This window comes from Pseudomonas sp. DWP3-1-3b3 (genome assembly GCF_049896305.1).
GTDB classification, from domain to species: domain Bacteria; phylum Pseudomonadota; class Gammaproteobacteria; order Pseudomonadales; family Pseudomonadaceae; genus Aquipseudomonas; species Aquipseudomonas azotoformans_A.
Window position 1 is genome coordinate 694,212 of sequence record NZ_JAFCUA010000002.1, and the last position, 25,765, is coordinate 719,976.

Sequence of the window (25,765 nt, forward strand, 5' to 3'; positions counted from 1 at the left end):
AGCCCCAAATATGATCGAATAGCCTGCAGCCTAAGCGCACATCCGTGCGCAGTGCATTCAGGGAGCTTCACACATGAAACGTTTTGCCTTGGCAATCATCTGCGGTGTATTGGCCACTTCGGCCGTGGCCGCGCCAAAAGATTGTGAAGAGCTCAGGAAAGAGATTGAAGTGAAGATCCAGGCCAAGGCGATTCCTTCGTACACCCTGGAAATCATCACCGCCGAAGAAGCCAAGAATCACGACAGTGCGATGATTGTCGGTTCGTGCGAAAACGGCACCAAGCGCATCATCTACCAGAAAAACAACGACTGATCAGATGCAGTTGACGCTGCGTTCCTCCGCGAGCAACTGACGCGCTGAATCATACAACCGGATATTCGGCGTGAAGGCCAGCGAGCGCCCTTCCAGCACATAACGCTGGCCGGCCTGGAAGTGGTCATATTCCAGGGTCATGAAGCAGGTGCGATACATCATCTGGCTGAGCCCACCCAAACCGCCGCCGGCCGGGACTTCAAAGTCGAAGCGCACCATCAGCTCGTGATGGCCGGGCGGGAATTGGAAGTAACGCCCGTCCTCCAGGTTCTTGCCATCCAGGCGCTGCGCCATCACCAGCTTGGAACCCGGTGTCGGCGTGGTGAAGTCGACCCAGGCTTGTTGCGGATCCGCCGGTGGCACGGGCGTGGTGGTGCAGGCACCGAGGAGCAGGGCGGCAACGGGAAGCAAGAGCTGGCGCATGGCAGGCACTCAATGGGAAGGAAGTAGTGAGCCTGGCGCCGATGGCAGCAGACTCCCTATGAGTATAAACACGTCATGCCATGGAAAAATTCCGCACAGGCGCGATAGTCTGGCGAGCAAATTACCCAGGAGCGGTCGGGGCATGGTCAGGCGTTTTCTTCCAGGGGTGATGGTCTTGCTGCTCAGCGGCTGCTCCAGTGTCAGTTATTACAGCCAGTTGGCCAGCGGCCAATGGCAATTGCTGCGGGCCCGAGAGCCAGTGGCGCAGGTCTTGGCCGACCCGTCCCGCCCACCGCTGTTGCGCGAACACCTGGCGCAATCACAAAAAGCACGCACGTTCGCCAGTGAGCATTTGCACCTGCCAGACAACCAGAGCTACAGGTTGTATGCGGATATTGGTCGGCCCTATGTGGTCTGGAATGTCTTTGCCACGCAGGAATTTTCCCTGTCCCCCGAAACCCATTGCTTCCCCATTGCCGGTTGTGTGGCCTATCGCGGCTACTACAACCAGGGTGCGGCGCGCGGTGAGGCGGCGTTGTTGAAACAGCGCGGCATGGATGTGTCGATTGGTGGCGTCGAGGCCTATTCCACCTTGGGCTGGTTCAACGACCCGATCATGAATTCGATGATGAGCTGGGGCGATGAGCGCCTGGCCACGTTGATTTTCCATGAGCTGGCGCACCAACGTTTCTATGTGAAGGACGACACCGAGTTCAACGAGTCGTTTGCCAATTTCGTCGAGCAAGAAGGCACGCGGCAATGGCGTGCTGCGCGGGGGTTGCCGCCGCAGAGCCTGTCGACGTCGAAGCAGCGTGACCAGTTTATCCAGCTGGTCCTCGACACCCGGCAACGTTTGGAAAAACTCTACGCCCAACCGTTGGCGGCTGATGCGATGCGCCAGGCCAAGGCGGCCGAGTTCGAGCGTTTGCGTAGCGAGTACCGGCAACTGCGCGACAGCCAGTGGGGCGGGGATAAGCGTTATGACGCGTGGATCAACCAGCCGATGAACAACGCGCGGTTGTTGCCGTTCGGGCTATATGACCAGTGGGTGCCAGCGTTTGCGGCGCTGTTTGCGCGGGAAGGTGGGGATTGGGTGAGGTTTTATAAGGCGGTGGAGAAGACCGGTGGGATGCCGATTGACCAGCGCAAAGCAGCGTTGAGGCAGTTGCAAGGTGATGGCCTTTAGGGCCTCTTCGCAGGCAAGCCAGCTCTCACAGTTGACCGATTTTCAACATGAGAATGCGTTCAACTGTGGGAGCTGGCTTGCCTGCGATAGCTATCTTAAGGCCGCTGCAAAAACGCCTGATGCATCTCACCCAATGTTTCAAAATGCCAAGTCGGCGCCTCGGCATTCAGCTCTTCAAAACTGCCAAACCCATACCCCACCGCCGCCGAGTCCAACCCGTTGCTGCGTGCGCCGATCAGGTCATGCTTGCGGTCACCAATCATCAGGGTGGTGGCCGGGTCCAGGCCTTCCTCGCTCATCAAGTGGGCGATCAGTTCGACCTTGTTGGTGCGCGTACCGTCCAGTTCGCTGCCGTAGATCACCTTGAAGTGCTTGGCGAAATCGAAGTGCCGGGCGATCTCGCGGGCGAATACCCAAGGCTTGGAGGTGGCGACGTAGAGCTGGCGCCCCTGGCCGCTCAAGTCATCCAGCAACGGCATCACGCCGTCGAACACGCGGTTCTCATACAAGCCGGTCACCTTGAAGCGCTCGCGGTAGAAATTCACCGCCTCCCAGGCCTTGGCTTCGTCAAAACCGTAGAACTGCATGAACGCTTGCAGCAACGGCGGGCCGATGAAGTGCTCCAGCTTGGTCAGGTCCGGCTCGTCGATCCCCAGTTTGCCGAGGGCATATTGGATCGAGCGGGTAATGCCTTCGCGCGGGTCAGTGAGCGTGCCGTCCAGGTCGAACAGCACGGTTTGATAATGCAGGGTCATCGGTCGAATCCTTCAGCCAGGTGCAGGTCTTTGAGCTTCACGTAGTTCGCGGCGCTGTAGGTGAAAAAGGCGCGTTCCTTGTCAGTCAGCGGGCGGATTTGTTTAACCGGGCTGCCCACGTACAGGAACCCGCTTTCGAGTTTCTTGCCTGGCGGCACCAGGCTGCCGGCGCCGATGATCACGTCGTCTTCCACCACCGCGCCGTCCATGACGATGCTGCCCATGCCGATCAGGATGCGGCTGCCCACGGTGCAGCCATGCAGCATGACTTTGTGGGCGATGGTCACGTCGTCGCCGATCAGCAACGGGAAGCCATCCGGATTGAAGGGCCCTGCGTGGGTGATGTGCAGCACGCAGCCATCCTGCACGCTGGTGCGCGCACCGATGCGGATGCGGTGCATGTCGCCGCGGATCACGGTCAGCGGCCAGACCGAGCTGTCGGCGCCGATTTCGACGTCGCCGATCACCACCGCCGAAATATCGACAAAAGCCCCGGCGCCCAGGGCCGGCGTGTGGTTCTGATAGGTGCGAAGGGTCACGATAGCCTCTCTCTCTTCTGCTGATAGCTGCGGTGGGCGTTGATTGTAATTAAGATGGCCCCATCTTTGTTCTTACATGTTTCTTCAGCCAAGGTGCCCACCGTGAGCGCGAACAACCCGCTTCTGCAGTCCTACGACCTGCCGCCGTTCTCGGCGATCCGTGCCGAGCACGTCCAGCCGGCCATCGAACAGATCCTCGCCGACAACCGCGTTGCCATCGAAGGCATCCTGCAAAGCCAGGGGAAAAATCCGACGTGGGCCGGTCTGGTCCTGGCCATGGACGAACTGAATGACCGCCTGGGCGCCGCCTGGAGCCCGGTCAGCCACCTCAACGCCGTGTGCAACAGCGCCGAACTGCGCGAAGCCTATGAAGGCTGCCTGCCGGCGTTGAGCGCCTACTCTACCGAGATGGGCCAGAACCGCGCACTGTTCCAGGCCTTCGAAGCCCTGGCCAACAGTCCGGAAGCCGCCGGTTTCGACGTGGCGCAAAAAACCATCCTGGAACACTCCCTGCGTGACTTCCGCTTGTCGGGTATCGATCTGCCGCCGGAGCAGCAAAAACGCTACGCCGAAGTGCAGAGCAAGCTATCCGAGCTGGGCAGCAAATTTTCCAACCAGTTGCTGGACGCCACCCAGGCCTGGACCAAACACGTCACCGATGAAGCTACCCTCGCCGGCCTGACCGATTCGGCCAAGGCGCAAATGGCCGCCGCCGCCCAGGCCAAAAGCCTCGACGGCTGGCTGATCACCCTGGAATTCCCAAGCTACTACGCGGTGATGACCTACGCCCAGGACCGCGCCCTGCGTGAAGAAGTCTACGCGGCCTACTGCACCCGTGCGTCGGACCAAGGCCCGAATGCCGGTCAGAACGATAACGGCCCGGTGATGGAACAGATCCTCGACCTGCGTCAGGAGCTGGCCAAGCTGTTGGGCTACGCCTCCTTCTCCGAACTGAGCCTGGCCACCAAAATGGCTGAGTCCAGCGACCAGGTGCTGAGCTTCCTGCGTGACCTGGCCAAGCGCAGCAAGCCGTTTGCCGCCCAGGACCTGCAGCAGCTCAAGGCCTACGCCGCCGAACAAGGCTGCGCCGACCTGCAAAGCTGGGACAGCGGTTTCTACGGCGAAAAACTTCGCGAGCAACGCTACAGCGTGTCCCAGGAAGCCCTGCGCGCCTACTTCCCGATCGACAAAGTCTTGAGCGGCCTGTTTGCCATCGTGCAACGCCTGTACGGCATCGAAATCGCCGAGCAAAAAGGCTTCGACACCTGGCACCCGGATGTCCGCCTGTTTGAAATCAAGGAAAACGGCCAGCACGTCGGCCGCTTCTTCTTCGACCTGTACGCCCGCGCCAACAAGCGTGGCGGCGCGTGGATGGACGGCGCGCGCGACCGTCGCCGCAAAATCGACGGCGTACTGCAGAGCCCAGTGGCCAACCTGGTGTGCAACTTCACCCCGGCTGACAGCGGCAAGCCTGCCCTGCTGACCCACGATGAAGTGACCACGCTGTTCCACGAATTCGGCCACGGCCTGCATCACCTGCTGACCCGCGTTGAACATGCTGGCGTGTCCGGTATCAACGGCGTGGCGTGGGATGCGGTAGAGTTGCCGAGCCAGTTCATGGAGAACTGGTGCTGGGAGCCGGAAGGCCTGGCGTTGATCTCCGGTCACTACGAGAGCGGCGAACCACTGCCCCAGGACTTGCTGGAAAAAATGCTCGCCGCCAAAAACTTCCAATCCGGCTTGATGATGGTGCGTCAGCTGGAGTTTTCGCTGTTCGACTTCGAACTGCATGCCACCCACGGTGATGGCCGCAGCGTGGCCCAGGTGCTCGAAGGCGTGCGCGATGAGGTGTCGGTGATGCGTCCGCCGGCCTACAACCGCTTCCCCAACAGCTTCGCGCACATTTTCGCTGGCGGTTATGCGGCGGGTTACTACAGCTACAAGTGGGCTGAAGTGTTGTCGGCGGATGCCTTCTCCAAGTTTGAAGAAGAGGGCGTACTCAACGCTGAGACCGGCCGCGCCTTCCGCGAGGCGATCCTGGCGCGTGGCGGTTCCCAGGAACCGATGGTGCTGTTCGTCGACTTCCGCGGACGTGCGCCGTCGATTGACGCACTCTTGCGCCACAGCGGCCTGAGTGAGGACGCGGCAGCATGAGTGAAGGGCCTGTGATCACCAAAAAGCAATTTATCGCCGGGGCGGTCTGCCCGGCGTGCAGCGAGCCGGACAAGTTGAAGATGTGGACCGAGGACAACGTGCCCCATCGCGAGTGCGTGGCCTGCGGCTATACCGACACGCTGAATGACCAAGGGCTGTCGGTGCCCAAGGAATTGGGCACGCGGGTGAACACCTCGGCGTTGAAAGCGCCGGCGGACCCCAAGGTGCAGGCAGTGCAGTTCTTTCCTAATCCGAAGCTGAAAAAAGACTGACAACAGTGATGTCTTCGCCCTGAAACAAAAAATTCAGGGCGAAGAGCGTTAAGCATTTACACCCTTCTCTGCTGTGGCGTGTTCCAGGATGACAACTCCCTGTTGTTGTCTTCAAGGAAGCACCATGCCCGACCCCAATCCCTTGTTGCAGGATTATCACCTGCTGCCTTTCTCGGCCATTCGTGCCGAGCATCTCGTGCCTGCCATCGATGCGATGGTGTTGCGCAGTCGCACCGAAGTAGCCCGTATCACCGCCAGCCAACGGCAGTACCCAAACTGGGATGATCTGGTGCTGGCGATGGAAGCTGTCACCTCTCGTATCGACGAGGTGTTAGTTGTGATCTCCCTCCTCGACAGCGTAAACACCGATCAGCAGTGGATGGAAGCCAGCGCGCAAGCCACTTTTCGGGCCGTAGAGTTCGTGAGAGAACTGACGAGTCATCGTGGGCTGTTCGACTGCTACAAAATGTTGGTTGAGAGCTCACCAGCAGCTCTGTTCGATGCGTCCCGTCAGAGTTTGCTGAGGCGCACCCTGAGTAGATTTCGGCTAGCGGGTATCGAGTTGGAGCCCGTTGCGCAAAAAAGACTGGCGACGCTCGACCGTGAAATTGCCGGTCTCCAGCAATCGTTCCTGACTCGGTTGGAACAGGCCAACAGCGCGTGGCGCAAGCACATCACCGATGAATCAGTGCTGCTGGGACTTTCTTCGGCGCTCAAAGCGCGTATGGCACGCAATGCCCGTGCGGTTAACCTGCAAGGTTGGCTGATGACATTGAATGAGGAGAGTTACCGCGACTGCATGGCTTACGCGCAGAATCGAATATTGCGAGAGGAGATTTTCACCGCCTACAACACGCGTGCTTCTGACCTGGGTCCGCACGCCGGGCAGTTCGACAATGGTCCGTTGTTGCAGAGGCTGATGGTCAGCCGTAATCAAAAAGCCAAGCTATTGGGTTACACCAACTTTGTTCAATTGGCACTCGAATTCCAAGTTTTGGATACCGATGATCAAGTGCTGGCTTTTATTCGTGACCAGATTTCGGCATCACGCACAGTCTTCGCACATGACAAGCAGGCGATCACGGCATTGGGTCAAGAGCTTGGGCTGGTAGACCTGCAACCCTGGGACCACGCTTTTCTGGCGCAAATCATTCGGCAAAGAACCAGTGGTATTGCCGAAGAGGAACTGCGCGTCTATTTTCCCCTCGATACCACCTTATCTCGGTTGTTTGCGCTCGTGGGGCGTCTGTTCGACATCCAAATTATCGAACTGTATGGCTTCGATTCCTGGGCGCCCGGGGTTCGCCTCTTTCAGCTACTGGATCAGGGTGAAGTGCTGGGTCAGATCTATTTCGTACCCTATCGGCAAAATGCCGAGGATTTCCCCTACGCATTATCGTTGAGAAATCGCTGGACTACGGCTGAAAGTCGCAGAGTGCAACCGATGGTCGTGCTCTTTAGCCAGTTTGAAGGGGCTCCTGATGAGCCTTGTTTGCTCGGGCATCGGCAGCTCAAGATCCTTTTTCATGAGTTCGGTCACTGCTTCCAGCACATGATGATGGGCTTAGGCTATCGCACCAAAATGGGCGTCGATGATGTGGGCATGGACAGTGCGGAATTTTGCGGTCAATTCTTTGAACGCTGGTGTGATTCACCTGAATGCCTTGTCTGGCTTTCCAGTCATCACGAAACGAGCGCGAATTTGCCTGAGACGTTAGCCCGGCAGCAAGTCGCGTATGCCAATACCCAGACCTCTTGGGCGCGTGCAGAGTCATTGACCATGGCGTTGTTTGATATCGAAGTGCACCGCACCCAAGGCGATGGCCGCAGTATTGAGCAGGTATTCGCGAGTGCCAACCGTGAAGTCGGGCACCTTCCGGCGCTGGACGCTGTGCGTTACGCCAATGGCTTCAGCCATATGGTGTCGGGATACGAAAGCGGATTTTATGCCTACCAATGGTCTGAAGTACTGGCACGTGCAGCCTTCAAAAGGTTTGAGCAGGAGGGTGTGTTCAACCCGCAGACGGGTCGTGCGTTTCGCGAGCTCGTGCTTGCTCCCGGTCACTCTCGACCGTTGGTTGAATCGGTTCGTTTATTTTTAGACGTTACACCCGGCAACGCAGTTTGAATTCAGGAGCCAGTGTTGGCGGTGTTCATCCAACTCTTCATCGAACACAGGGCGAAGGCACTGGTGCTGCATTCTCCATTGAGTAACGCATGGCGTAACTTGGCGACATCGGCCCTCATCATGTAGCGAACACCGTCCTTGAAGCCATTGCTGGTGCCGAAGCCGCCCAAGGTCATCTCGTTCAGCGCATCTTCCTTGCTCCACCCCTGAATCACCACCCGATACATCGCCGCCATCAGGCCGGTACGGTCAGAGCCGTGCTTGCAATGCATCAGCACCGGACCGTTGGTTTCGGCTTCCTGGATGGCTCTCAGGGCCGCCAGTACGTCGGAATCATCCACATGGTTGGTGCGATAAGTCAGCTGTACCTGGCGGATATCGGGGGATTTGAGCCAGTCGGCATCGGATTCCGGCAGGAAATTGATCACGGTGCCAATCTTGAGCTTTTCCAGCAGCGGCGCGGCGTTGCTGTCCGGTAGCGCGCTGCGATAGAGCGTGGGCGTCATCTGGTGAAGGTTGTATTGAGTGCCCACCGGTTGTGCCCACTCGGGGGAACGAATGGAAATCGGCTCGTCGGCTTGAACGAAGGCACTGGAGAACAGCGCGATGAACGCGAGGCCGAAGGCTGGCAGCCATTGATTCTTGAGCATGGGTGACATGACCGGGCAGGAGATAGGTGAATGCCGCTCAGGTTGGTCCAAGGGGGGTCAATGATGTGTGAGGACGCCGTCAAAGAACCGTGAATCCTCAGTCTTTAGTCGCTGAAACGCTTCTCTCGATGCATAGCCTGCTATCATTTGTAACTATTGTTTGCCGAAAAAAACCAAGCCGCTCAACAGAAGCCGGCTGATAAACCCGTGACCACATGATGAGGTGCCACCATGTCTGATCAAGATCAAGACAACCCCCGGCGTGACTTTCTGCGCAAATCCTTGACCTTGATCCCGGTGGTCACGGTTGCCAGCACCGGCCTTGGCGGCTCGATGCTGATGGCCACGCCTGAGCCGGCCCAGGCCGCGCCGGCCAAGCCTAAAGCCAGCGAAAAGGCCTACGAACCCACGTATTTCACCGCCGAGGAATGGGCGTTTATCAACGCCGCCGTCGCGCAATTGATTCCCGCCGATGCCCAAGGCCCAGGTGCCCTGGAAGCGGGTGCGCCGGAATACATCGACCGCCAGATGAACACGCCGTACGCCAGCGGCGCCCTGTGGTTCATGCAAGGTCCTTTCAACGCTGATGCGCCCCCAGAGATGGGTTGGCAGAGCAAATTGGTGCCCAAAGAGATCTATCGCCTGGGCATTGCTGCGACGGATGCTTGGTCGAAAGCCTTCAACGGCAAAGTTTTTGCTGCGCAAGACAGCGCTACCCGAGACGATATGCTGCGCCGTCTGGAGGCTGGCGGCGGTGAGGTGACAGCGCATTTCGAGGCGGTGCCGCCCAAGATGTTCTTCAACCTGTTGCTGCAAAACACCAAGGAAGGCTTCTTCTGCGACCCGATCCACGGTGGCAACAAAGGCATGGTCGGCTGGACCATGATCGGCTTCCCCGGCGCCCGCGCCGACTTCATGGACTGGGTTGAACGCAACGAGCAATACCCCTTCCCGGCAGTTTCCATCCGCGGCGAGAGGGCATAAACGTGGCGACCATCATGAAGAAAGTCGATGCAGTGATCGTTGGCTTCGGCTGGACCGGCGCGATCATGGCCAAGGAACTGACGGAAGCAGGCCTGAACGTGGTAGCGCTGGAGCGCGGCCCGATGCAGGACACTTACCCGGACGGCAACTATCCCCAGGTCATCGACGAATTGACCTACAGCGTGCGTAAGAAACTCTTCCAGGATATCTCCAAGGAGACGGTGACCATTCGCCATAGCGTGAATGACGTCGCCCTGCCCAACCGTCAGTTGGGTGCGTTCCTGCCGGGCAATGGCGTGGGCGGTGCGGGCCTGCATTGGTCCGGCGTGCATTTCCGTGTCGATCCGATCGAGCTGCGCATGCGCAGCCATTATGAAGAACGCTACGGCAAAAACTTCATTCCCAAGGACATGACCATCCAGGACTTCGGCGTGAGTTACGAAGAGCTGGAGCCGTTCTTCGACTACGCAGAAAAAGTCTTCGGCACTTCCGGCCAAGCCTGGACCGTGAAAGGCCAACTGGTTGGCGAAGGCCGTGGCGGCAACCCGTACGCGCCCGATCGTTCCAACCCGTTCCCGCTGGAGTCGCAGAAAAACACCGTCTCCGCACAGTTGTTTCAGAAAGCGGCTAGTGATGTGGGTTACAAACCCTACAACCTGCCCTCAGCCAATACCTCGGGGCCTTACACCAACCCCTACGGCGCCCAGATGGGGCCGTGCAACTTCTGCGGTTTTTGCAGCGGCTACGTCTGCTACATGTACTCCAAGGCCTCGCCGAACGTGAACATCCTGCCGGCGTTGCGCCAGGTGCCGAACTTTGAACTGCGGCCCAATTCCCACGTGCTCAAGGTCAACCTCGACAGCACCAAGAGCAAGGCCACGGGCGTGACGTACATCGACGCCCAGGGCCGGGAATGCGAGCAACCGGCGGATCTGGTGATCCTCGGCGCGTTCCAGTTCCATAACGTGCGCTTGATGCTGCTTTCCGGTATCGGCAAACCCTACGACCCGATCACCAACGAGGGCGTGGTGGGCAGGAACTTCGCCTACCAGAACATGGCGACCATCAAGGCGTTCTTCGACAAGGACACCCACACCAACAACTTCATCGGCGCGGGCGGCAATGGCGTGGCCATCGATGACTTCAACGCCGACAACTTCGACCACGGGCCCCATGGCTTTGTGGGCGGTTCGCCGATGTGGGTCAACCAGGCCGGCAGCCGGCCGATTGCCGGTACGTCCAACCCGCCGGGCACCCCAGCCTGGGGCAGTGCCTGGAAGCGCGCCACCGCCGATTACTACACCCACCAGGTGTCGATGGATGCCCACGGTGCCCATCAATCCTACCGGGGTAACTACCTGGATCTGGACCCGGTGTACCGTGATGCCTACGGCCAGCCGTTGCTGCGGATGACATTCGACTGGCAGGAAAACGACATCAAGATGAACCGCTTCATGGTCGAGAAAATGGGCAAGGTCGCGGAGGCGATGAACCCCAAGGCCATTGCCGTGCTCGGCAAAAAAGTCGGCGAGCACTTCAACACGGCGTCGTACCAGACCACCCACTTGAACGGTGGCGCGATCATGGGCACCGACCCGAAAACCAGTGCGTTGAATCGCTACCTGCAGTGCTGGGATGTGCACAACGTGTTTGTCCCAGGTGCATCCGCTTTCCCACAAGGCTTGGGCTACAACCCTACAGGGCTGGTGGCGGCGTTGACCTATTGGTCGGCGCGGGCCATCCGCGAGCAGTACCTGAAAAACCCCGGCCCACTGGTTCAGGCATAAGGAGCGATGACCATGAAAGCACTTGTTATCGCGACCTTCGCCCTTTTCAGCAGCTGCTCTGTCAGCGCCGCTGAAACGGACTTGATCAAGCAAGGTGAATACCTGGCCCGCGCAGGTGACTGCGTGGCTTGCCACACTGCCAAAGGGGGTAAACCCTTTGCTGGCGGCCTGCCAATGGAAACCCCGATTGGCGTGATCTATTCCACCAACATCACCCCGGACAAGACCGGCCTGGGCGACTACAGCTTCGAAGACTTCGACAAGGCCGTGCGCCACGGTGTCGCCAAGAGCGGTAGTACGCTTTACCCGGCAATGCCCTACCCGTCTTATGCGCGTGTCAGCGACAGCGACATGCAGGCGTTGTATGCGTATTTCATGAAGGGTGTTGAACCGGTCGCCCAGGAGAACAAGGACAGCGATATTCCCTGGCCACTGAGCATGCGCTGGCCGTTGGCGGCATGGCGTTGGATGTTTGCGCCTTCAGTCGAGGAGCATCCGGCCCAAGCCGAGGCCGACCCGGTGACCAGCCGGGGCGCCTACCTGGTGGAAGGCCTTGGCCATTGCGGTGCGTGCCACACGCCACGGGCGCTGACCATGCAGGAAAAAGCCCTGAGTGCCGCTGACGGCAATGCCTTCCTGTCCGGCAGCGCGCCGCTGGAAGGTTGGATCGCCAAAAGCCTGCGCGGTGACCACAAGGATGGCCTCGGCAGCTGGAGCGAGGAGCAACTGGTGCAGTTCCTCAAGACCGGCCGCAGTGACCGCAGCGCGGTATTTGGTGGCATGAGCGACGTGGTCGTCCACAGCATGCAGTACATGTCGGAAAATGACCTGACGGCTATCGCCCGTTACCTCAAGAGCCTGCCGGCGGTGAATTCCAAGGATCAGCCGCACCAGTACGACAAGCAAGTGGCCGAGGCGTTGTGGAAAGGCGATGACAGCCAGCGCGGCGCCTCGGTGTATATCGACAACTGTGCGGCCTGCCACCGTACCGATGGCCATGGCTACACGCGGGTGTTCCCAGCGCTGGCGGGCAACCCGGTAGTGCAGACGGCGGATGCCACGTCGTTGATCAACATCGTGTTGAACGGCGGCACCTTGCCGGCGACCCACGCGGCGCCGTCGACCTTCACCATGCCGGCGTTCGCCTGGCGGTTGTCGGATCAGGAAGTGGCGGATGTGGTGAGCTTCATCCGTGGCAGCTGGGGCAATAAGGGCGCCCCGGTTAACGCCAGCGATGTGAAGGACCTGCGCCACAACGACATGCGCACTACCTCCGGTGATGACCTGGGGCAAGTGACGCAGAAGCACTGAGGCTTGCCTGACCGCCAAACGGCACTGGTCAGAACCCTCGCGTCTCGATACTGTATATAAAAACAGTATCGAGGCGCTTTCATGTCTACTCCGCTGCCGCCCCGTGGCCGGGGCACGGCCACCAACCTGCATAATCGCTTTGCCCCTACGGTGAGCGTCGCCGAGGACGATGGCTGGTTTCAGGAAGTGCCTCCGACCCAGGGCACCGAAGTGCGTATCGAGACGGCCAAGAGCATCATCACCCGTAACAACTCGCCGGACTTGCCGTTCGATCGTTCCATCAACCCCTATCGTGGCTGCGAGCATGGTTGCATCTACTGCTATGCGCGGCCCAGTCATGCCTATTGGGACATGTCGCCGGGGTTGGATTTCGAAACCAAACTGATCGCCAAGACCAATGCCGCGGACGTGCTGGAGCAGCAGCTGTCGAAGCCGGGTTATGTGTGCGCGCCGATCAACCTGGGTTCCAATACCGACCCGTACCAGCCGATCGAGCGTGAGTACAGGATTACCCGGCAAACCCTCGAAGTGCTGCTGCGTTATCGGCATCCGGTGACCATCATCACCAAGGGCTCGCTGATTTTGCGCGACCTGGACCTGCTCACCGAGTTGGCGCGCCAGCGATTGGTGGCGGTTATGATCAGCCTCACCAGCCTGGACGATGAGCTCAAGCGCATCCTGGAGCCGCGCACGGCGGCGCCCAAGGCACGGTTGCGGGCGATTCGGGTGATGCGTGAGGCGGGGATCCCGGTGGGCGTGCTGTGTTCGCCGATGATCCCGATGATCAACGACAGCGAATTGGAGAGCCTGCTGACCGAGGCCCATGCTGCGGGCGCGCAAAGTGCGGCGTACATGATGTTGCGCCTGCCGCTGGAGGTGGCGCCGCTGTTCGAGGAGTGGCTGGCGGCGCATTACCCGCAACGGGCGGCTCATGTGATGAGCCTTGTGCGCCAGGTGCGTGGCGGTGAGGTGTATGACAGCCGTTTTGGCGTACGCATGCGCGGTGAAGGGCCGTTTGCCGATTTGCTGGCCCAGCGCTTCAGCAAGGCGATCAAGCGCCTGGGGCTCGATCGGCGGGAAGGTTTCAATCTGGACTGTACGGCCTTTTGCCCACCGGGCAGGCAGATGGCTTTGTTGTAGACTGAAGAGGAAAGGTTTGCCTTTCTTGTAGGAATGGTCTCACTTTGACATCACTGAAACCCGCGATCTAGAGCGGTTCATTCAGTTTGAGTTAAGTTTCGGCGGTTACCTTGTTCAGCGAGTGACTGATGAGTCGGCGGCCCGGTTTTGAGGCGTTTGCAACTGTTCTCTTGGCCCGGCGTCGAACTGACCTGAAAGCTCCCCTGCATTAATCAAGAGGATGAATCATGAGTGACCAGGATAAACAGCCGTTGGCTGCGTCGGCTTCAGCCCCTCAGGTGGCGGAAACCGCCGATGCAGCGCTTAAGCATATCGTTGACGGCTTTTTGCATTTCCATCACGACGTCTTCCCCCAGCAGGAAGAACTGTTCAAGAAACTCGCCACGGCCCAGAGCCCACGGGCGATGTTCATCACGTGCGCCGACTCGCGCATCGTGCCCGAGCTGATCACCCAGAGTTCGCCTGGCGACCTGTTCGTGACGCGTAACGTCGGTAACGTGGTGCCGCCTTACGGCCAGATGAACGGCGGTGTGTCCACTGCCATCGAGTACGCGGTATTGGCCTTGGGCGTGCAGCACATCATTGTCTGCGGGCACTCCGATTGCGGCGCCATGCGTGCGGTACTCAACCCCGCCAGCCTGGAGAAAATGCCAACCGTCAGGGCCTGGTTGCGGCATGCCGAAGTTGCCAAGTCCATGGTTGAAGACAACTGTGACTGCGCCAACGAAGGCGAGAGCATGAAGGTGCTGACCGAAGAAAACGTCATCGCCCAGCTGCAACATTTGCGCACCCACCCTTCCGTGGCTTCGCGCATGGCCAATGGTCATTTGTTTATCCATGGTTGGATCTACAACATCGAGACCAGTGAAATCCGGGCCTACGATGCGGACCAGTCAGCGTTCCGCTCGTTGAGCGGTGACGGGCCGATTCCTTCCGCGACGCCTAAAGCGCGCTTCTAAAACACTTCCCTGCCGGGTAAAGCGGTGGCTGCCATGGACGCAGCCAGGCTTTGCCGCGCCCGGCGAATGCCTCGGGAGAGTCATCATGCGTGCTGCTCAATTCAAAGCTGTATTGCCACGGGAGCTGCTCGCCTCGGTGGTTGTGTTTCTGGTCGCCCTGCCGTTGTGCATGGGGATCGCGATTGCCTCTGGCATGCCGCCGGCAAAAGGTCTGATCACCGGGATCATCGGTGGCCTGGTGGTGGGTTGGCTGGCAGGCTCGCCGCTGCAGGTCAGTGGTCCCGCAGCAGGCCTGGCTGTGTTGGTGTTCGAGCTGGTGCGTCAGCACGGCATGCTGATGCTGGGCCCAATCTTGTTGTTGGCGGGCTTCCTGCAATTGGTGGCCGGGCGGTTGCGCCTGGGCTGCTGGTTCCGCGTCACGGCGCCGGCTGTGGTGTACGGCATGCTGGCGGGGATTGGCGTGCTGATTGTGCTGTCCCAGATTCACGTGATGCTCGACGGCGCGCCCAAGCCTTCCGGGCTGGATAACCTGGCGGGGTTCCCGGCGGCGTTGGCCGCGGCGATCCCAACCTTGGGCGGCGGCCTGGGGTGGCAGGCGGGATTGCTGGGGTTGTCGACCATGCTGGTGATGTACGCCTGGGACAAATTGCGCCCGCAACGCCTGCGCTTTGTGCCGGGCGCCTTGTTGGGTGTGGGCCTGACCACTGCGGTGAGCCTGGTACTGGCGCTGCAGGTCAAGCGTGTGGAAGTCCCGGAAAACCTCGCTGACGCTATCGACTGGCTACGCCCCAGTGACCTGCTCAACCTCGCCGACCCGCAACTGCTGATCGCCGCCTTCGCCGTGGCATTTATCGCGAGCGCCGAAACCCTGCTTTCCGCTGCGGCGGTCGATCGTATGCACAGTGGTCAGCGTTCTGATTTCGATAAGGAATTGTCCGCCCAGGGCGTAGGCAACATGCTCTGTGGCCTGGTCGGTGCCTTGCCGATGACCGGTGTAATCGTGCGCAGCTCGGCCAACGTGCAGGCCGGTGCGACCACCCGTCTGTCGGCGATGTTCCACGGCCTGTGGCTGCTGGCGTTCGTGCTGTTGCTGTCGAGTGTGCTGCAAAGCATTCCGGTGGCGAGCCTGGCGGGTGTGTTGGTGTACACCGGGATCAAGCTGGTGGACATCAAGGCGTTCAAGGCACTGGGGCGCTATGGACGGATGCCGATGTTTACCTACGCGGCCACGGCGTTGGCGATCATCTTTACCGACCTGCTGACCGGCGTGCTGGTGGGCTTCGGGTTGACGTTGGTCAAGCTGGCGTTCAAGGCGTCACGCCTGAAAGTGAGCCTGATCGATTTGCCTAAAGAGGGTGAAATGGAACTGCGTCTGACAGGCGCGGCGACCTTCTTGAAAGTGCCGGCGCTCACCCAGGTGCTGTCGACGGTGCCTGAGGGGACCACCCTGCATGTGCCGTTGAGCAACTTGAGTTACATCGACCATTCCTGCCTGGAGCTGCTGGAGGAGTGGGGGCGGGCCAATGCGGCCAAGGGCTCGACGCTGGTGATCGAGGCGCGTGGGTTGAAGCGACGGCTGGAAGGTCGGGTCAGGATGACGACGGGGATAGGTTCCGCGCCAGCCTAACCACCCAGGAGCCCTGTGAGAGCCGGGCAAACCCGGCTCCCACATTTGATCATTTGCGACCCAGGAAACTAAGCCGGCTGATCCAACGCCAACTCAACCCCCAACTGCCGCGACAGGCACGGCCAGCGCTTCCACGCCGCTTCCGTGTCCGGGCTTTTGAGCGTCTCGCGGTAAGCCTCCACCGACTCCAGCGCAAAGCTGTCTTCGTTGAGCATTTCATCCACCGCGTGGTGCACCGCTTCATCCAACTGATTGGCGAAGGTTTCGCCAATCAGTTGGTGGGCGATGACATTGGCCACCGTGGTATCTGCCGGAATCAACGGCTGGCCAAAGTGCTTGATATACAGATCATTCACCTCTTCAACCAATCGATGCGCCAAGTAGGCCTCGTCCAGCAGGCCGTCGAGGCCTTCGTGGCCGGCCAGGATCGCGGGTGGTTGCAGGAAGAAATGCTCGGCAATCTTCAGCACCGGTTTGATCTGGCTTTCGATTCCGGCTTCGCGGGCCACGTCGTTGGCGGCGTCCAGCAAATCCGGGACGAGGTCGATGTAGGCGCTGACAAAGCGGGTCATGACAATGTTGCGATCACCGTCAGCCAGGGAAATGGCCGAATGCAGGTGCGGCAATTGTTTTTCCAGTTGCTGGGCAAGCTGGCCCGTGCTGGCTTCGTGTTGATGGGCACGGGAAATCTGCTCGCGCAATGCGGCGGTGTTCATGAAAGCTCCAGTGATGCAGGCGTAGGAAAAGGGAGAGGATAAGGTAGCTCGTTTATACGAGCGCCTAAGACGCATTTGTCATAATTATTTCATGGTTATGCGCCCGCGTTATATCGAATTGCCATCGTTCGTCGGATAAACGATTCCGCCCCCGGTTTTATTAGCCCTGACCGGTCATTTTGACTCATTTGCCCCTACACATTGCGGGGTTGCAGAGCCTGTCTATACTCGGATTTGTACGCGATTAGCTGATGACGCCAGACTGCATAAGCAGGCAAGGCCAGGCGGTTGTAAGCAGTATGGAAGCCGCTCCCTTCGACGCAGGTGCAAACCGGCGGGATAACAAGAACGATAAGGGGAACCCGCAATGATGCGACATCCACACGTTTGGATGGGCCTCCTGTTGTGGTCAGTATTCGGCCAGGCACATGCCGCCTGGACAACGAATATGGCGCCAGGGGCGACAGAAGTCAGTCACGCTGTGTTCGACCTGCACATGACCATTTTCTGGATCTGTGTGGTGATCGGCATCATCGTGTTTGGCGCGATGTTCTGGTCGATGATCGTTCATCGCCGGTCCACGGGCCAGGTCGCGGCCAAGTTCCACGAGAGCACCACCGTGGAAATCCTCTGGACCGTCGTGCCCTTGCTGATCCTGATCGCGATGGCCATTCCGGCTACCAAGACCCTGATCAATATCTACGACAGCAGTGAATCGGATATCGATATCCAGGTCACCGGCTACCAGTGGAAGTGGCATTACAAATACCTGGGCCAGGACGTGGAGTTCTTCAGCAACCTGGCCACGCCCGCCGAACAGATCCATAACCAGGCCACCAAGGGCGAACACTACCTATTGGAAGTCGACCAGCCGCTGGTGCTGCCGGTGGGCGCCAAGGTGCGTTTCCTGGTGACGGCCGCCGACGTGATCCACTCCTGGTGGGTGCCGGCCTTTGCGGTCAAGCGCGACGCCATTCCTGGGTTCGTCAACGAGGCCTGGACCCGCGTTGAGAAGCCCGGCATCTACCGTGGCCAGTGCGCCGAACTGTGCGGCAAGGACCACGGCTTCATGCCCATCGTGGTCGAGGTCAAGTCCAAGGCCGACTACGAGACCTGGCTGGGCGAGCGCAAGGCAGAGGCCGCCAAGCTCAAGGAGCTGACCTCCAAAGAGTGGACGCTGGAAGAGCTGGTGGCCCGTGGTGACAAGGTCTACCACACCACCTGCGTGGCCTGTCACCAGGCCGAAGGCCAGGGCCTGCCGCCGATGTTCCCGGCGCTCAAGGGCTCCAAGATCGCGACCGGCCCTGCGGCTGACCACCTGAGTCTCGTCTACCACGGCAAGCCCGGCACCGCGATGGCGGCCTTCGGCAAGCAGCTCTCGGAAGTGGACATCGCCGCCGTGGTGACCTACGAGCGCAATGCCTGGGGCAACAACAAAGGCGACATGGTCACGCCTAAAGACGTGCTGGCCATCAAGCAGGCGGAAAGCAAATGACCTCTCTCAAGGCGTTTACCTCGACCCGCCCCGCCCACCCGCTTGCAGGAGAACGGCCATGAGCGCTGTGATCGATGACCATGGTCACGCCGACCATGCCCACGGCCCCGCCAAGGGGTTGATGCGCTGGGTGCTGACCACCAACCACAAAGACATCGGCACCATGTACCTGTGGTTCGCCTTCGCCATGTTCCTGCTTGGCGGCTCGTTCGCCATGGTGATCCGGGCCGAGCTGTTCCAGCCCGGCCTGCAGATCGTGCAGCCAGCGTTCTTCAACCAGATGACCACTATGCACGGGCTGATCATGGTGTTCGGCGCGGTGATGCCGGCGTTTGTCGGCCTGGCCAACTGGATGATCCCGCTGATGATCGGCGCGCCCGACATGGCCCTGCCGCGCATGAACAACTTCAGTTTCTGGCTGTTGCCGGCGGCGTTCCTGTTGCTGGTTTCGACGCTGTTCACGCCCGGAGGCGGGCCGAACTTCGGCTGGACCTTCTACGCGCCGCTCTCCACCACCTACGCGCCGGAAAGCGTGACGTTCTTTATCTTCGCGATCCACCTGATGGGCATCAGTTCGATCATGGGCGCGATCAACGTGGTCGCCACCATCCTCAACCTGCGTGCGCCGGGCATGACCTTGATGAAAATGCCGCTGTTCGTCTGGACCTGGCTGATCACCGCGTTCCTGCTGATCGCGGTGATGCCGGTGCTGGCGGGCTGCGTGACCATGATGCTGATGGATATCCATTTCGGCACCAGCTTCTTCAGTGCGGCCGGCGGTGGTGACCCGGTGTTGTTCCAGCACGTGTTCTGGTTCTTCGGTCACCCTGAGGTGTACATCATGATCCTGCCGGCCTTCGGCGCCGTCAGCTCGATCATCCCGACCTTCTCGCGCAAGCCGCTGTTCGGCTACACCTCGATGGTCTACGCCACGGCGAGCATCGCCTTCTTGTCGTTTATCGTGTGGGCGCACCACATGTTCGTGGTGGGCATTCCGCTGGTGGGCGAGTTGTTCTTCATGTACGCCACGCTTCTGATCGCCGTGCCCACAGGGGTGAAGGTGTTCAACTGGGTCAGCACCATGTGGCAAGGCTCGCTGACCTTCGAGACGCCGATGCTGTTTGCCGTGGCCTTTGTGATCCTCTTCACTATCGGCGGGTTCTCCGGGCTGATGCTGGCGATTGCCCCGGCGGACTTCCAGTACCACGACACTTATTTTGTGGTGGCGCATTTCCATTACGTACTGGTGCCCGGCGCGATCTTCGGCATCTTCGCCTCAGCCTACTACTGGCTGCCGAAATGGACCGGCCACATGTACGACGAAACCCTGGGCAAGCTGCACTTCTGGCTGTCTTTCGTCGGCATGAACATGGCGTTTTTCCCGATGCACTTCGTCGGGCTGGCGGGCATGCCGCGCCGGGTGCCGGACTACAACCTGCAGTTCGCCGATTTCAACATGGTCTCGTCGATTGGCGCGTTCATGTTTGGCGCCACACAGATCTTCTTCCTGTTCATTGTGATCAAGTGCATCCGTGGCGGCCCGCCGGCACCCGCCAAACCGTGGGATGGCGCTGAAGGCCTGGAGTGGAGCGTCCCGTCGCCGGCGCCATACCACACCTTCACCACGCCGCCGGAGGTCAAATGAACAGGATGACGGGAGGCTGCCATGGCTGAGTCCGTGCCCACCAAGCGCCTGGTCACCCGCCTGCTGATTCTGGTGGTGGCGATGTTCGCCTTTGGCTTTGCGTTGGTGCCGATCTACGACGTGATGTGCAAGGCGTTCGGCATCAACGGCAAGACAGCCGGGCAGTACGAGGGCGAGCAGATCGTCGACCCAACGCGTCAGGTGCGTGTGCAGTTTTTGTCCACCAACGCCATCGACATGGTCTGGGATTTTTACGCCAAGGCTGACGAAGTGGTGGTCAATCCGGGCGCGGTGACCGAGATGCTGTTCGTGGCCCACAACCCCACCGACAAGCCGATGACGGCCCAGGCCGTGCCCAGTATTTCCCCGGCCGAAGCGGCGATGTACTTCCACAAGACCGAGTGCTTTTGCTTCACCCAGCAAGTGTTGCAACCGGGCCAGCGCATCGAGATGCCGGTGCGTTTCATTGTCGACCGCGACATGCCCAAGGATGTGAAGCATCTGACCCTGGCGTACACGCTGTTTGATATCACTGCGCGCCAACCGCCGGTGGCTGCCCACAGCGGCGGCTAGCTACTGTTTGCCCCCTCAATCAGGAGAGCGAATACATGTCGTCTCATGATACGTACTACGTACCAGCGCAAAGCAAATGGCCAATAATTGCCACGTTTGGCCTGTTGATCACGGTGTACGGACTGGGTCTGTGGTTCAACGACCTTAAAGCCGCGCGGGCGGAATCCCACGGCCCGTGGATCTTTTTCGTTGGCGGGCTGTTATTGGCCTACATGCTGTTCGGCTGGTTCGGCGCGGTGATCAAGGAAAGCCGCGCCGGTTTGTACAGTTCGCAGATGGACCGCTCGTTCCGCTGGGGCATGACCTGGTTCATCTTTTCCGAGGTGATGTTCTTTATCGCTTTCTTCGGTGCGCTGTTTTACGTGCGCCACATGTCGGCGCCCTGGCTGGCGGGTGAAGGCTCCAAGGGCGTCGCACATATGCTGTGGCCGAACTTCGAGTTTGCCTGGCCGTTGCTGAATAACCCCGACCCGAAAATGTACCCGGCACCGGAAGGCACCATCAGCCCGTGGGGCCTGCCGCTGGTGAACACCATTCTGCTGGTGAGCTCCAGCGTGACCATCACCATCGCCCACCACGCGCTGCGTAAAGGCCATCGTGGCGCGCTGAAAATCTGGCTGGCGATCACTGTGCTGTTGGGCCTGGCGTTCCTGGGGTTTCAGGCCGAGGAATACATCCACGCCTATAAAGAGCTGGGCCTGACCTTGGGCTCCGGCGTGTACGGCGCGACGTTCTTCATGCTCACCGGGTTCCACGGCGCTCACGTCACCATCGGCACCATCATTCTGTTCGTGATGCTGATGCGCATCCTCAAGGGGCATTTCAACGCCGAGCACCAGTTCGGTTTCGAGGCGGCCAGTTGGTATTGGCACTTTGTGGATGTGGTGTGGATCGGCCTGTTTTTCTTCGTCTATGTGCTGTGAGGCGCTTTACCACGGCGCATGAGACACCAGCTGGCCGCTGAAAAAGCCCCAGGCGATCAGCGCTACGGTGACCACGGCCAGTACGACACGCACGGTCAAGGCAGTGACGAGGCGATTGGAGTTGCCCTCGTCCTTGACCAGGAAGAACAAGCCACTGAACAGGCTCACGACGGTCGCGATCAGCATCAGGGCAATAGCGGCTTTGAGCATGGTCGGGCTCCAACGGGATGGGCGGGCAATGAAAACAAGTATAGCCAGCGCCATAAAATGCTTTCGGCCGGGAATCGCACCGACATTGGTGGTGTTGGTGCTGCTGCCGTTGATGGTCGGCCTGGGGTTCTGGCAGTTGTCTCGCGGCCATGAAAAACAGCTGCTGGTGGACAGCTACGCCGAGCGGCGCGCGGCTGAGCCGATCAGCAGCACGCAACTTAACGACATGGCGGACCCGGCCTTCCGCCGCGTTCGTCTGCGCGGCCAATTTGACGCCGAACACAGCGTATTCCTCGACAACCGCATGCGCGATGGCAAGGCCGGCGTAGAGCTGCTGCAACCCTTCCACGACCAGGCCAGTGGCCTGTGGCTGTTGCTCAATCGCGGTTGGCTGCCCTGGCCGGATCGGCGCACGCCGCCCGTCTTCACCACGCCGGATCAGCCGCTGAACCTTGATGCCTGGGTGTACGTCGCCCCCGGCGAAACCTTCCAATTGCACCCGGACCCCGCGACCGCGCAATGGCCACGCTTGCTGACGGCTTTGCACCCCGCCGCGCTTTGGGCTGAGTTGGGTCGCAACGGTTTCGCCTATGAGTTGCGGGCCGAAGCCGGCCCCGGCACCTATGAAACCACCTGGCCGATCGTCGCCATGGGCCCGGAAAAACACTTGGCGTATGCCGTGCAGTGGTTCGCCATGTCGCTGGCGTTGCTGGCGCTTTATCTCTACCTCGGATGGCACAACAAAAAGGAGAAGCCCCATGGGAGCGGCCACGAATCCACTCAACATGTCTGAAGCCCCGAATCGGCGTAAAGGCCGTTGGCAGTTGATCCTGATCCTGATGATGGTGATCGGGCCCATGGCGCTGGCCACCTTTATGTACAAGCTGCAGTTCTGGGTGCCGGAGAACCGCAGCTACCACGGCGAGATGATTGGCAACGGCCAGACCCGCGCCGATATTGGCGTACAGGCCGATGAGCAGCGCTGGCAACTGCTGGTGACCGCACCCACTGCCTGTGCAGCGGATTGCCAGCAATTGGTGTACCTCGCACGCCAACTGCAAATCAGCCTGGGTCGAGATGCCTCCCGCGCCAGCCATGCCTTGGCCAGCGCGCAGCCGGTGAGCGCGGAGTACGAGGCCAAGTTGAAAATTGAATACCCGCAGCTGCAACGCTACCCGCTGGACTTGTCGACCTTCAGCAAAGACGCTGCCGCGCCGGGTGATGCGCAACTGTGGATCGTCGATCCCCACGGCAACCTGGTGTTGCGCTACGACGCCAAGGTCAAGGGCAAGGATTTGCTCAACGACCTGCGCCACCTGCTGAAACTGTCGAACATCGGATAAGGGCATCGTCATGGCCAAACCTGGATTTCGCCTCGCGTTGTTTGCCACCTTGCTGGCGCTGATCGTCGTGCTGCTCGGCGCCTATACGCGCCTGACCCACGCCGGCCTGGGTTGCCCGGATTGGCCGGGCTGCTACGGCTTCATCAGCGTGCCCAAGACCGAAGCCCAGTTGGCTCATGCCGAGCTGCATTTCCCCGATACGCCGGTGGAGGCCGACAAGGGCTGGGCCGAGATGACCCATCGCTATTTCGCCGGCACCCTGGGCTTGCTGATCGTGTTGCTGGCTGCGCGTTCGTGGAGCCATCGGCGCGACCCCGGCCAGCCGGTGAAGCTGCCGCTGTTCCTGCTGGCGGTGGTCTTCGCCCAGGCGGCGTTTGGCATGTGGACGGTGACATTGAAGTTATGGCCGCAGGTGGTGACGGGGCATTTATTGGGCGGCTTTGCGACCTTGAGCCTGCTGTTTCTGCTGACCTTGCGCTTGTCCGGCGTATTGCCCGCTTTGATCGTGCCCAAGCGCCTGCAATATTGGGCGACGGCGGGCCTGGTGCTGGTGATCGGCCAGATCGCGCTGGGGGGCTGGGTCAGTTCCAACTACGCGGCGGTGGCCTGTATCGATCTGCCGACATGCCACGGCGAATGGTGGCCGGCGGCGGATTTCGCCAATGGCTTTCATCTGACCCAGCACATCGGGCCCAATTACTTGGGCGGACAACTGGACAGCGAGGCGCGCACGGCCATCCACCTGACCCACCGCATTGGCGCCGTCATCGTCAGCCTGGTGCTGCTGGGCCTGGCCTGGCAACTGCGGGCAGTGGGCATGACGCGCTTGGCCGGCTTGCTGCTGATCGCCCTAGCGGCGCAAATCTGTCTGGGCTTGAGCAATGTGTATTTCCACTTGCCGCTGCCGGTGGCGGTCGGGCACAACGCTGGCGGTGCGGCCTTGTTGCTGACGCTGGTACTGGTCAACTACCACGCCCGTACCAGCCTGGTCCGGGTGCGCAACCAGCTGCCGTTCGGCTGGCGTTTTATCCCACGCAAACACGTATCGGGCCTCATCACCCTTAAAGGAGAGATGCCATGGCGACCTTGATCGGTGCGCGTCACGGCCAGGCGATCTGGCGTGACTACCTGGAGCTGACCAAGCCGAAAGTGGTGGTGTTGATGCTCATCACCTCCCTGGTAGGGATGTTCCTGGCGACCCGCGCGGGCGTGCCATGGACGGTGCTGGTGTTCGGCAACCTGGGGATAGCCCTGTGTGCGGGCGGCGCGGCGGCCGTGAACCATGTGGTGGACCGGCGGATTGACGCCGTAATGGCTCGCACCCATAAGCGGCCGCTGGCAGAGGGGCGTGTATCGCCGCTGGCGGCGCTGGCCTTTGCATTGTTTCTGGCTGTTGCGGGATTGGCGCTGCTGTTGGCGTTCACCAACCCGCTGGCGGCCTGGCTGACCTTGGCTTCGCTGCTTGGCTATGCCGTGATCTATACCGGTTTTCTCAAGCGGGCGACGCCGCAGAATATCGTCATCGGCGGCCTGGCTGGCGCGGCGCCGCCGCTGTTGGGATGGGTGGCCGTCACCGGGCATGTCAGCGCAGAGCCCCTGTTGCTGGTGCTGATCATCTTCGCCTGGACCCCGCCGCACTTCTGGGCCCTGGCCATTCACCGCAAGGAAGAATACGCCAAGGCCGATATCCCGATGCTGCCGGTGACCCACGGCGAGCATTACACCAAGGTGCATATCCTGCTCTACACCTTCGCCCTGCTGGCGGTGAGCCTGATGCCCTATGTGATCCACATGAGCGGCCTGCTCTACCTTGCGTGCGCACTGGTATTGGGCGGGCGCTTTCTGCAATGGGCCTGGGTGTTGTACCGTGGCGGTCGGCCGCACGCGGCGATCAACACCTTCAAGTACTCTATCTGGTACTTGCTGCTGCTGTTTATCGCGCTGCTCCTCGACCACTACCTACTGTTGAACCTATGACTCGAACTCAAAAAACTGTCTTCATCCTGGTGGCCCTGGTGGCATTGATCATGGGCCTGACCGTCAACAAAGTGCTCTCGGGCAAAGGCCAGGGCGATCCCACCGCCTTGATCGACGCCGGCATCATCCTGTTGCCGCAAAGCCGTCAGTTGCCGCCGGTGACCATGACCAATCAGGAAGGTCAGCCGGTGGTGGTCAACGAATTGAAAGGCAAGTGGAGCTTGTTATTCTTCGGCTACACCTTCTGCCCGGACATCTGCCCGACCACCCTTGCCCAGCTGCGCCAGATCAAGAGCGAATTGCCCAAGGACGTTGTGGATAAGTTGCAGGTGATCTTGGTCAGCGTCGATCCGCATCGCGACACGCCGACTCAGCTCAAGCAGTACCTGGGTTACTTCGATCCGCAGTTTGTCGGGTTGACCGGTGCGAATGTCGAGGAGGTGCAGAAGGTGTCGAATGCGGTGAGCATTCCGTTCATTCCGGCCGATACCAGCAAGCCCAACTACACCGTCGACCACAGTGGCAACCTGGCGCTGATCGGGCCGGATGGAACCCAGCGCGGGTTCATCCGTGCGCCGTTGAACAACCAGAAGCTGGTGGCGCAGTTGCCTGCATTGCTACAGCGCCCATAAACAAAACCCCCATTCGACCGGGT

Annotated in this window: 26 protein-coding genes; 20 read left to right on the forward strand and 6 right to left on the reverse strand. The window is 60.2% G+C overall.

All coding sequences use genetic code 11. The features are described 5' to 3' along the window. Nucleotides 1–73 precede the first annotated feature (73 nt). Nucleotides 74–313: a DUF1161 domain-containing protein gene (locus ACP7BX_RS09585; protein ID WP_016969660.1), complete on the forward strand. Its 240-nt coding sequence runs from the start codon at nt 74–76 to the stop codon at nt 311–313. Here the strand turns inward: ACP7BX_RS09585 and ACP7BX_RS09590 are convergent, their stop codons facing one another. Continuing rightward, on the reverse strand, nt 314–736 hold the full coding sequence (locus ACP7BX_RS09590; RefSeq protein WP_426126910.1) for a hypothetical protein: 423 nt from the start codon (nt 734–736) through the stop codon (nt 314–316). 142 nt (nt 737–878) lie between these two features. On the opposite strand from ACP7BX_RS09590, the gene ACP7BX_RS09595 reads away from it, so the two are divergent. Beyond that, nucleotides 879–1,922: an aminopeptidase gene (locus ACP7BX_RS09595; protein ID WP_426126908.1), complete on the forward strand. Its 1,044-nt coding sequence runs from the start codon at nt 879–881 to the stop codon at nt 1,920–1,922. Between the two features lie 95 nt (nt 1,923–2,017). On the opposite strand, the gene ACP7BX_RS09600 is transcribed toward ACP7BX_RS09595, so the two are convergent. Further along, nucleotides 2,018–2,677: an HAD family hydrolase gene (locus ACP7BX_RS09600; RefSeq protein WP_426126906.1), complete on the reverse strand. Its 660-nt coding sequence runs from the start codon at nt 2,675–2,677 to the stop codon at nt 2,018–2,020. Further along, nucleotides 2,674–3,216, reverse strand: coding sequence for a gamma carbonic anhydrase family protein (locus ACP7BX_RS09605; protein WP_058424404.1), 543 nt, complete (start codon nt 3,214–3,216; stop codon nt 2,674–2,676). Before ACP7BX_RS09605 ends, ACP7BX_RS09600 begins: the two co-directional genes overlap by 4 nt. Nucleotides 3,217–3,270: 54 nt before the next feature. Here ACP7BX_RS09605 and prlC point away from each other — a divergent pair, with 54 nt between their 5' ends. The 3 genes from prlC (at nt 3,271) to ACP7BX_RS09620 (ending at nt 7,770) form a co-directional block, all read left to right on the forward strand. Beyond that, the gene (prlC, locus tag ACP7BX_RS09610) at nt 3,271–5,370 is read left to right on the forward strand and encodes an oligopeptidase A (RefSeq protein ID WP_177075791.1); all 2,100 of its coding nucleotides are present in this window, start codon (nt 3,271–3,273) and stop codon (nt 5,368–5,370) included. Beyond that, nucleotides 5,367–5,642, forward strand: a complete 276-nt coding sequence (locus tag ACP7BX_RS09615) for a YheV family putative zinc ribbon protein (RefSeq protein ID WP_010207776.1) — start codon at nt 5,367–5,369, stop codon at nt 5,640–5,642. The genes prlC and ACP7BX_RS09615 overlap by 4 nt, the downstream gene beginning before the upstream one ends. A gap of 124 nt (nt 5,643–5,766) precedes the next feature. Continuing rightward, the gene (locus ACP7BX_RS09620; RefSeq protein ID WP_426126903.1) at nt 5,767–7,770 is read left to right on the forward strand and encodes a M3 family metallopeptidase; all 2,004 of its coding nucleotides are present in this window, start codon (nt 5,767–5,769) and stop codon (nt 7,768–7,770) included. Nucleotides 7,771–7,772: 2 nt separating this feature from the next. Here the strand turns inward: ACP7BX_RS09620 and ACP7BX_RS09625 are convergent, their stop codons facing one another. Next, nucleotides 7,773–8,420, reverse strand: a complete 648-nt coding sequence (locus ACP7BX_RS09625) for a tyrosine-protein phosphatase (protein ID WP_426126901.1) — start codon at nt 8,418–8,420, stop codon at nt 7,773–7,775. Between the two features lie 231 nt (nt 8,421–8,651). Between ACP7BX_RS09625 and ACP7BX_RS09630 the strand changes: the two genes are divergently transcribed. From ACP7BX_RS09630 to ACP7BX_RS09655, 6 genes are all read left to right on the forward strand, one after another. Further along, entirely contained in the window at nt 8,652–9,404 is a 753-nt protein-coding gene (locus ACP7BX_RS09630; protein WP_033900409.1) for a gluconate 2-dehydrogenase subunit 3 family protein, read from the forward strand. 2 nt (nt 9,405–9,406) lie between these two features. Continuing rightward, nucleotides 9,407–11,191 (forward strand): GMC family oxidoreductase, encoded by a 1,785-nt coding sequence (locus ACP7BX_RS09635; protein WP_038851101.1) that lies wholly within the window; start codon nt 9,407–9,409, stop codon nt 11,189–11,191. A gap of 12 nt (nt 11,192–11,203) precedes the next feature. Next, the gene (locus ACP7BX_RS09640; RefSeq protein WP_426126899.1) at nt 11,204–12,502 is read left to right on the forward strand and encodes a c-type cytochrome; all 1,299 of its coding nucleotides are present in this window, start codon (nt 11,204–11,206) and stop codon (nt 12,500–12,502) included. 81 nt (nt 12,503–12,583) lie between these two features. Then, a complete protein-coding gene (locus ACP7BX_RS09645; RefSeq protein ID WP_038851104.1) occupies nt 12,584–13,642 on the forward strand; it encodes a PA0069 family radical SAM protein in 1,059 nt (352 codons plus the stop codon). A 227-nt stretch (nt 13,643–13,869) separates the two neighbouring features. After that, nucleotides 13,870–14,601, forward strand: coding sequence for a carbonic anhydrase (locus ACP7BX_RS09650; protein WP_033899200.1), 732 nt, complete (start codon nt 13,870–13,872; stop codon nt 14,599–14,601). Between the two features lie 85 nt (nt 14,602–14,686). Beyond that, nucleotides 14,687–16,228, forward strand: coding sequence for a SulP family inorganic anion transporter (locus tag ACP7BX_RS09655; protein WP_426126896.1), 1,542 nt, complete (start codon nt 14,687–14,689; stop codon nt 16,226–16,228). Nucleotides 16,229–16,296: 68 nt separating this feature from the next. Here the strand turns inward: ACP7BX_RS09655 and ACP7BX_RS09660 are convergent, their stop codons facing one another. Continuing rightward, entirely contained in the window at nt 16,297–16,944 is a 648-nt protein-coding gene (locus ACP7BX_RS09660; protein ID WP_269132404.1) for a hypothetical protein, read from the reverse strand. 367 nt (nt 16,945–17,311) lie between these two features. On the opposite strand from ACP7BX_RS09660, the gene coxB reads away from it, so the two are divergent. Genes coxB through ACP7BX_RS09680 form a run of 4 tightly spaced genes read left to right on the forward strand, consistent with a single transcriptional unit; the run spans nt 17,312 to nt 21,580 of the window. Beyond that, nucleotides 17,312–18,439, forward strand: coding sequence for a cytochrome c oxidase subunit II (gene coxB / locus ACP7BX_RS09665; RefSeq protein WP_426126894.1), 1,128 nt, complete (start codon nt 17,312–17,314; stop codon nt 18,437–18,439). Nucleotides 18,440–18,497: 58 nt separating this feature from the next. Then, nucleotides 18,498–20,084 (forward strand): cytochrome c oxidase subunit I, encoded by a 1,587-nt coding sequence (gene ctaD, locus ACP7BX_RS09670; RefSeq protein ID WP_033899208.1) that lies wholly within the window; start codon nt 18,498–18,500, stop codon nt 20,082–20,084. Nucleotides 20,085–20,105: 21 nt separating this feature from the next. Further along, on the forward strand, nt 20,106–20,657 hold the full coding sequence (locus ACP7BX_RS09675) for a cytochrome c oxidase assembly protein (protein ID WP_033899210.1): 552 nt from the start codon (nt 20,106–20,108) through the stop codon (nt 20,655–20,657). A 35-nt stretch (nt 20,658–20,692) separates the two neighbouring features. Then, nucleotides 20,693–21,580: a cytochrome c oxidase subunit 3 gene (locus tag ACP7BX_RS09680; RefSeq protein WP_016978773.1), complete on the forward strand. Its 888-nt coding sequence runs from the start codon at nt 20,693–20,695 to the stop codon at nt 21,578–21,580. A 6-nt stretch (nt 21,581–21,586) separates the two neighbouring features. On the opposite strand, the gene ACP7BX_RS09685 is transcribed toward ACP7BX_RS09680, so the two are convergent. Next, nucleotides 21,587–21,790, reverse strand: coding sequence for a twin transmembrane helix small protein (locus ACP7BX_RS09685; RefSeq protein WP_426126891.1), 204 nt, complete (start codon nt 21,788–21,790; stop codon nt 21,587–21,589). A 28-nt stretch (nt 21,791–21,818) separates the two neighbouring features. Between ACP7BX_RS09685 and ACP7BX_RS09690 the strand changes: the two genes are divergently transcribed. From ACP7BX_RS09690 to ACP7BX_RS09710, 5 genes are read left to right on the forward strand one after another with little or no spacing between them, the layout of a single operon-like run. After that, complete coding sequence (locus ACP7BX_RS09690; RefSeq protein ID WP_426126889.1) at nt 21,819–22,583, forward strand: SURF1 family protein; 765 nt, start codon at nt 21,819–21,821, stop codon at nt 22,581–22,583. Continuing rightward, nucleotides 22,549–23,133, forward strand: coding sequence for a hypothetical protein (locus tag ACP7BX_RS09695; RefSeq protein WP_426126887.1), 585 nt, complete (start codon nt 22,549–22,551; stop codon nt 23,131–23,133). Before ACP7BX_RS09690 ends, ACP7BX_RS09695 begins: the two co-directional genes overlap by 35 nt. A 10-nt stretch (nt 23,134–23,143) precedes the next feature. Beyond that, nucleotides 23,144–24,223 carry a COX15/CtaA family protein gene (locus tag ACP7BX_RS09700; protein WP_033899218.1) on the forward strand — a complete coding sequence of 360 codons (1,080 nt, stop codon included), beginning with the start codon at nt 23,144–23,146 and terminating at the stop codon, nt 24,221–24,223. Further along, entirely contained in the window at nt 24,211–25,110 is a 900-nt protein-coding gene (cyoE, locus tag ACP7BX_RS09705; protein ID WP_038851113.1) for a heme o synthase, read from the forward strand. The genes ACP7BX_RS09700 and cyoE overlap by 13 nt, the downstream gene beginning before the upstream one ends. Continuing rightward, nucleotides 25,107–25,742: an SCO family protein gene (locus ACP7BX_RS09710; RefSeq protein ID WP_426126884.1), complete on the forward strand. Its 636-nt coding sequence runs from the start codon at nt 25,107–25,109 to the stop codon at nt 25,740–25,742. Before cyoE ends, ACP7BX_RS09710 begins: the two co-directional genes overlap by 4 nt. The last annotated feature ends 23 nt before the right edge of the window (nt 25,743–25,765 follow it).